This window comes from Gemmatimonadaceae bacterium, assembly GCA_036003045.1.
Taxonomy (GTDB): Bacteria; Gemmatimonadota; Gemmatimonadetes; order Gemmatimonadales; family Gemmatimonadaceae; genus JAQBQB01.
Window position 1 is genome coordinate 70,886 of record DASYSS010000010.1, and the last position, 6,575, is coordinate 77,460.

Annotated in this window: 3 protein-coding genes and 1 tRNA gene; all 4 read left to right on the top strand. The window is 66.0% G+C overall.

Annotated features, from left to right (window positions below; all coding sequences use genetic code 11):
• The 4 genes from VGQ44_01380 to VGQ44_01395 all read left to right on the top strand — a co-directional run bounded on the left by VGQ44_01380 (nucleotide 1) and on the right by VGQ44_01395 (nucleotide 6,573).
• Nucleotides 1-1,602, top strand: a complete 1,602-nt coding sequence (locus VGQ44_01380) for a TolC family protein (protein ID HEV8445432.1) — start codon at nucleotides 1-3, stop codon at nucleotides 1,600-1,602.
• Entirely contained in the window at nucleotides 1,599-3,149 is a 1,551-nt protein-coding gene (locus VGQ44_01385; GenBank protein HEV8445433.1) for an efflux RND transporter periplasmic adaptor subunit, read from the top strand. Before VGQ44_01380 ends, VGQ44_01385 begins: the two co-directional genes overlap by 4 nt.
• On the top strand, nucleotides 3,146-6,271 hold the full coding sequence (locus tag VGQ44_01390) for an efflux RND transporter permease subunit (protein HEV8445434.1): 3,126 nt from the start codon (nucleotides 3,146-3,148) through the stop codon (nucleotides 6,269-6,271). The genes VGQ44_01385 and VGQ44_01390 overlap by 4 nt, the downstream gene beginning before the upstream one ends.
• Nucleotides 6,272-6,499: 228 nt before the next feature.
• Nucleotides 6,500-6,573 (top strand) — tRNA-Pro (locus tag VGQ44_01395).
• Nucleotides 6,574-6,575: the final 2 nt, after the last annotated feature.

Consider the following 6,575-nt stretch of genomic DNA (forward strand, 5'->3'; position numbering starts at 1 on the left):
ATGTTTTTCGATTCGGCGCTTCCGCTCGCTTGGGTTTTCCGTCGCGCGCAGCTCCTTCGGCTTTCGATTGTTGCAATCGTCGCGGGCTCGGGGGCGGCGTGTCACACGCCGGGCACACCCCGCATCGACGGCGTGTCGGGCGCGCCGGCGAATCCGGCGACGCCCTGGACGGTCCCGGCCGCGGCGCGCACACCGCCTCCACCGGCTGCACCGCCCACGGCTCCCGCTGCCACGGCGGCGCTTGCTGCCGACTCGGCGACCACCGCCGCCGTGCGGTTCACGCTCCCCGAGGTCGTCGACATCGCCCTCAAGAACAACCCCACGACGCGCGAGTCGTGGGCGAATGCGCAGGCCGGGGCGAACGAATACGGAGCGGCGCGCGGCGCGAAATACCCGACGATCAATGGCAGCGTGAACCTCGCCGGTGCGTCGTCAGGCTCCATCATCGGCGGCGGGGGCAACGGGTCGAACGTGGTGATCGACACGACGCAGGCGAATCCTCGCGGCGTTGGTGTCGCCGGCGGTGTAACGCGCGCGCAAATCACTCCCGCTTTGTCGCTCTCGTATTTGGTTCTCGACGAGGGCGGGCGCGCCGCGACCATCGAGTCGGCGAAGCAGAACGCGATCGCGTTGAACCTCGCCCACAATTCCGCGATCAACGATGTCGTACTCCAAGTAGAGTCGGCGCTCTTCTCGTATCTCGCGAATGTCGCGCTTCGCGACGCGCAGCTCACCGCGGTGAAAGAAGCGCAAACCGATACCGCGAACGCCGAGGCGCGCCTCCGCGTCGGCGTAGGCACGCTGCAGGATGTTTTGCAGGCGAGAACCGAGCTCGCTCAGGCCCGGTTTCAGCTCGTCACGCTCGAGGGAGCGCTCGTATCCTCCCGCGCCACGCTCGCCGTGTCGATGGGTCTCCCGGCCAACACCCACTTTGACATTCCTCCGATCGCGGCGACCGATTCGATAGCCAAGGTGGCTGCGTCAGTCGACACGCTGATCAACCGCGCGATCACGACCCGGCCCGATCTTGCCGAAGCCCGGGCAACGGCGGCTCAGCTCGCCGCGCAAATCCGCATCGCGCGGTCCGCCGGATATCCCTCGCTCACGCTCTCGACCAACCAGAGCTACACGCGATCTGTAGAAGGACAGTCGACCGCCAACGGCTTGAACGCTTCCCTCGTGCTCGGCCTTCAGATTCCGATCTTCAACGGGTTCTCGCGGCAGTACGACGTGCGGACGGCGCGCGCCCAGTATCAGGCCGCGCTCGCGCGGGTCACGTCGACGCAGCAGCAGGTCACGGTGCAGGTGTTCACGTCGTACGCCGCGCTCCAGACGGCGCGCCAGCGCCTCGCGGCAGCCGTCGACCTTCTCACGGCGGCCGTGCAGTCCGCGGAAGTCGCCGCCGGGCGTTACCGCGAGGGCGTCGGGACAATCGTCGACGTCGTGCTGGCGCGAACCGCGCTCGACTCGGCGCGCGCCGAGGACATCCAGGCGCGGTGGGAATGGCGGACGGCGTTGGCGCAACTGGCCCACGATGTCGGTTCGCTCGACACGCGCGGAAGGCCGAACATTCCGCTGGCGCCGCTGCCGAGGGTTCGATGATGATCGTGGCGGCCGGTAGGCCGGTGAACCGGTGGGCCGGAACCGCTTTGCGCGCGCTCGCGGTCGTCCTCGCCGTCGTTGCCGGTGCGTGCAGAGGCGGACCGCCAGCGCGGCGCGCAGGAGCGACGCCCGTGCGTGTCATGCCCGTCAAGCGAATCGACGCTCCGGTCACGGTCTCGGCGAGCGGCGTCGTCGAGCCGATGCAAACGGTGTCGGTCACCGCGCAGGTCAGCGGAACATTGCTCGACGTTCTGTTCAAGGAGGGCGACTTCGTTCAAAAGGGACAGCAGCTCTTCAGACTCGATCCACGGCCGCTGCAGGCGATCGTCGATCAAGCCCAAGCCACGCTGACCAAGGACATCGCGAACGCAAATGCCGCCGAGAGTGACGATGCCCGCTACAAGTCGCTCGCCGGCATCGGATACGTGAGCCGGTCGCAGTCCGATCAAATGCACGCGGCGGCATTGGCCTCGGCGGCGACGGTACAAGCGGACCGCGCCGCTCTGCGCGCCGCGCGCGTGAATCTCGGATTCACCGCCATCGCCGCGCCGATCGGCGGGCGCACCGGGAGCTTGATCGTACGGCGGGGCAACAACGTCGGTCCGACGACCGGTCCGCTCGTCGTGATCAACCAGATCAGTCCCGTGCTCGTGCGATTTCCTGTGTTGCAGCAGGACTTCCCATCGATGCAAGCGGCAGTGGCGCGCCGCCCGCTTCTCGTGACGGCGGCTTCGACCGACAGCGCGCGAGAAGTCGAGCGTGGGCAGCTCACGTTCCTCGACAACAACGTCGACTCCCTTACGGGCACGGTGACCGGCAAGGCGAACTTCGCCAACGCCGACCGCGGTCTTTGGCCGGGTGAGCTGGTGTTTCTCACGGTACAGCTTCGCGTCCAGCACGGCGTGCTCGCCGTCCCGACAGACGCCATCCTCACGGGACAACAAGGCCCGTACGTGTTCGTCATCGACGCGAGCAACACGGCGAACATGCGACAGATCTCGCCGGGACTTCAGGTCGCCGATCTCACGGTCATTCAGAAAGGCCTCGGGGTGGGCGAGCGCGTCGTGGTCGACGGCCAGTCGCGCCTCGACCAGGGTACGCGTGTCGCCATCACAGGATTCGGAACGGACACCGGCACGGCGACGCTAGGCAAACAAGTGGATTCGAGCGCTACGGCGCCCGCCGAGTCGGTAGGCGGTGAAGTCGGTGCGGTCGCGCGCCCCGGCAGTGTGAATCCGGCACCTGCAGCGCGAGGCGCGCGTGCCGGACCGGGCGCAGTGCCGGGAACGGCTGGCGGAGCGCCGCCGCCGACGCCGTCGCCGCGTGGCGCATCGCCGAGCTCCACTCCGTCTACCGGCAACGCATCGCCGAGCACTGCGACGCCGAGCAGCACGCCGACTCCGACGCTTCCTAGCGTTACTCCGTCGAGCCCAACTCCACCCGGGATGACGCGTCCATCGACGACGCCTTCGACGTCGCCGCCAGCGAACGGCCGGACGACGGGAAGACCGCCGGCACCGACCTCGACCGGCCGCCCCCCGCCATGAACATCTCCGAGCGATTCATCCGGCGGCCGGTGATGACGATCTTGCTCATGGTCGGGATCATCGTGTTCGGCGTGTTCACGTACGGAAGCTTGGCGATCAGCGATCTGCCGACCGTCGACTATCCGACGATCAGCGTGAGCGCATCGCTGCCGGGCGCGAGCCCGCAGACGATGGCATCGGCCGTCGCCACGCCGCTCGAGAAGCAGTTCTCGACGATTGCCGGCATCGACAACATGACCTCGACCTCGAGCTTGGGATCGACGTCGATCACGCTGCAGTTCTCGCTCGACCGCAACATCGACGCGGCCGCGCAAGACGTTCAGGCGGCCATCGCCAAAACGCTGCGCCAACTGCCGCTCGGCATCCAACCGCCGTCGTATCAGAAGGCGAACCCGGCGGCCTCGCCGATTCTGTTCTACGCGCTCACGTCGACGACGCTCTCGTTGCAGCAGCTCGACGAGGTCGGGGAAACGCTGCTCTCGCAACGACTGTCGATGGTCGACGGCGTCGCGCAGGTGTCGGTCTTCGGCTCGGCAAAATATGCGGTACGAATACAGCTCGATCCGACCGCGCTCGCCTATCGAAAGATCGGCATCGACGAGGTCGCGACCGCGGTGAACGCGCAGAGCGTGAGCCAACCAACCGGTGTGCTCTGGGGTCCCACGACGGCGTATACGGTTCAAGCGACCGGCCAGCTGAACAACGCCGACGAGTTTCGCTCGATGACCGTCGTCTATCGAAACGGTGCGGGCGTGACGCTCGGCGCCTTGGGGCGTGTGCTCGACGACGTCGAGAACAACCGGAGCGCGAGCTGGTACAACGGCGTCCGCGCGATCGTTCTGGCCGTGCAACGGCAACCGGGGACGAACACGGTCGAAGTGGCCGGCGCGGTGCGCGCCGAGCTCGACTCGATGAAAGCGCAGATTCCGAGCGGGGTGCGCATCCAGACGCTGTTCGACCGGTCGGTCGGGATCGATCAATCGGTGAGCGACGTGAAACGCACACTGCTGTTGACGCTGTGCCTCGTCGTCGTGGTGATCTTCCTCTTTTTGCGCAACGCGTGGGCGACGCTCATTCCCAGCTTGGCGCTGCCGCTCTCCGTGATCGGGACGTTTCCGATCATGTACATCCTCGGCTACAGCCTCGACACGCTGTCGCTGATGGCGCTCACGCTCGCCGTCGGGTTCGTCGTGGACGACGCGATCGTGATGCTCGAGAACATCGTGCGGCACATGGAGATGGGAACGCCGCCGATGCAAGCCGCGATCGACGGCGCGGCGGAGGTTGGCTTCACGATTCTTTCGATGACGCTGTCGCTCACCGCGGTCTTTATCCCGCTGCTGTTTCTTGGCGGCGTCGTGGGCCGACTCTTCCGCGAATTCTCGGTCGTGATCGCGACGGCGATTCTCGTGTCGGGCGTCGTGTCACTCACGTTCACGCCGATGTTGGCCAGCCGGTTCCTGCGCGCGCAGAAGAACGAGAAGCACAACCGCGTCTACAACGGCATCGAACGGGCGTGGGACTGGACGCTCGGCCGATACGCGTCGACGCTGGACTGGACGATGCGCCACCGCCCGTTGACGATGCTCTTCTCGTTGCTCGTGCTCGTCGGGACAGCCGTGCTGTTCAAGATCCTGCCGACCGGATTCATCCCGGATGAAGACATCGGACAGATCAACATCACGACCGAAGCAGCGCAGGGGACGTCGTATCAGGACATGGTGCGCCGACAGCTGCAGGTCGCTCGAATCGTGCAGGAGGACCCCAACGTCGCGTCGTACATGTCGTCGATCGGTGGCGGCGGAGGAGGCGGCGGGACGAACACCGGGCGCGTGATCGCCATCCTCAAACCGCTCGGCCAACGGCTCCCGGTTCAGTCGGTGGTGAACGAGCTTCGCGGGAAGCTGTCCCACGTACCCGGCGTCACGGCGTACCCGTCGATCCCGCCGGCGATTCAGATCGGCGGCCGGCAAGCGAAGAGTCAGTATCAGTTCACGATGCAGGGGTCCGATGTGCAGGCGATGTACGCGGCGGCGGCAAAGCTGGTAACCGCGGCCAAGGGCTCGCCGCTCCTCGCCGACGTGACCACCGACATGCAGAACAACAACCCGCAGGTGAACGTGACGATCGACCGCACGCGCGCGGCGGCGTTCGGCGTGACCGCGGAACAGATCGAGGGTGCGCTCGGCGACGCGTACGGCTCGCGCCAGGTGTCGACGATTCTTTCGCCGAGCAACGAGTACCAGGTGATCCTCGAGCTGCTGCCGCAGTATCAGGCGGACATCTCGCAGCTGGCGCTGCTGTACATCAAGAGCACGACGGGCACGCTCGTGCCGCTCAAAGCCGTCGCGACGCTGAGCAAGAGTCTCGGGCCGGTCACGATCAACCACTCGGGGCAGTTGCCGTCGGTGACGCTTTCGTTCAACCTCGCGCCCGGCGCTTCACTCGGCGCGGCGACGGCCGAGGTGCAACGGCTGGCGATTCAGACGCTGCCGGCGGGGATCACGACGGCGTTTTCGGGAACGGCGCAGGTTTTCCAAGCGACCGAAGCGGGGCTCGTCGTGCTCGTCATTCTCGCCGTGTTCGTGATCTACATGGTGCTCGGGATTCTGTACGAGAGCTTCGTGCACCCGCTCACGATTCTTTCGGGGCTCCCGTTTGCCGCGTTCGGCGCGTTGCTGGCGCTCTGGATCTTCAACATCGAGCTGTCGGTGTTCGCGTTCGTCGGCGTGATTCTATTGATAGGACTCGTGAAGAAGAACGCGATCATGATGGTGGACTTCGCGGTCGAGGCGGAGCAGAAAGAGAAGAAGCCGGCCGAGCAGGCGATCGTGGACGCGGCGCACGTGAGGTTCCGGCCGATCATGATGACGACCGTCGCGGCGCTGGTCGGCACGCTGCCGGTGGCGTTGGCGTCGGGGATTGGGTCGGAAACTCGGCGGCCTTTGGGGATCGCGGTCGTCGGCGGGTTGGCGTTTTCGCAGTTGGTGACGTTGTACGTGACGCCGGTGGTGTACACGTACTTGGACCCGTTGAATCAGCGGTTGAAGAGGAAGTTGGCGCGGGAAGGGAAGAGGGAGACGGGAGGGGATGAGCAGATGGAGCTTGGAGTCGTGAGGTGATGGCGTGGCGGGGCATGTAGAGAGGGCCGAAGTCCGAGACTGCCGAACTCCGAAACGGCCGAGGGCCGAAACTGCCGAACTCCGAAGCTGCGAAACTACCGAACTCCGAAACTGCCGAACTCCGAAACGGCCAGGCTCCGAACGGCTTGAGGGGCGAGGGACGAGAGTGGCTGACTGCGAAGGTGACAAGGCGGGGACGGGCGGCTATACTTTTCGGACTGATTTCGACGGGACGTAGCGCAGTCCGGTAGCGCACCTGAATGGGGTTCAGGGGGTCGCGGGTTCAAATCCCGCCGTCCCGATT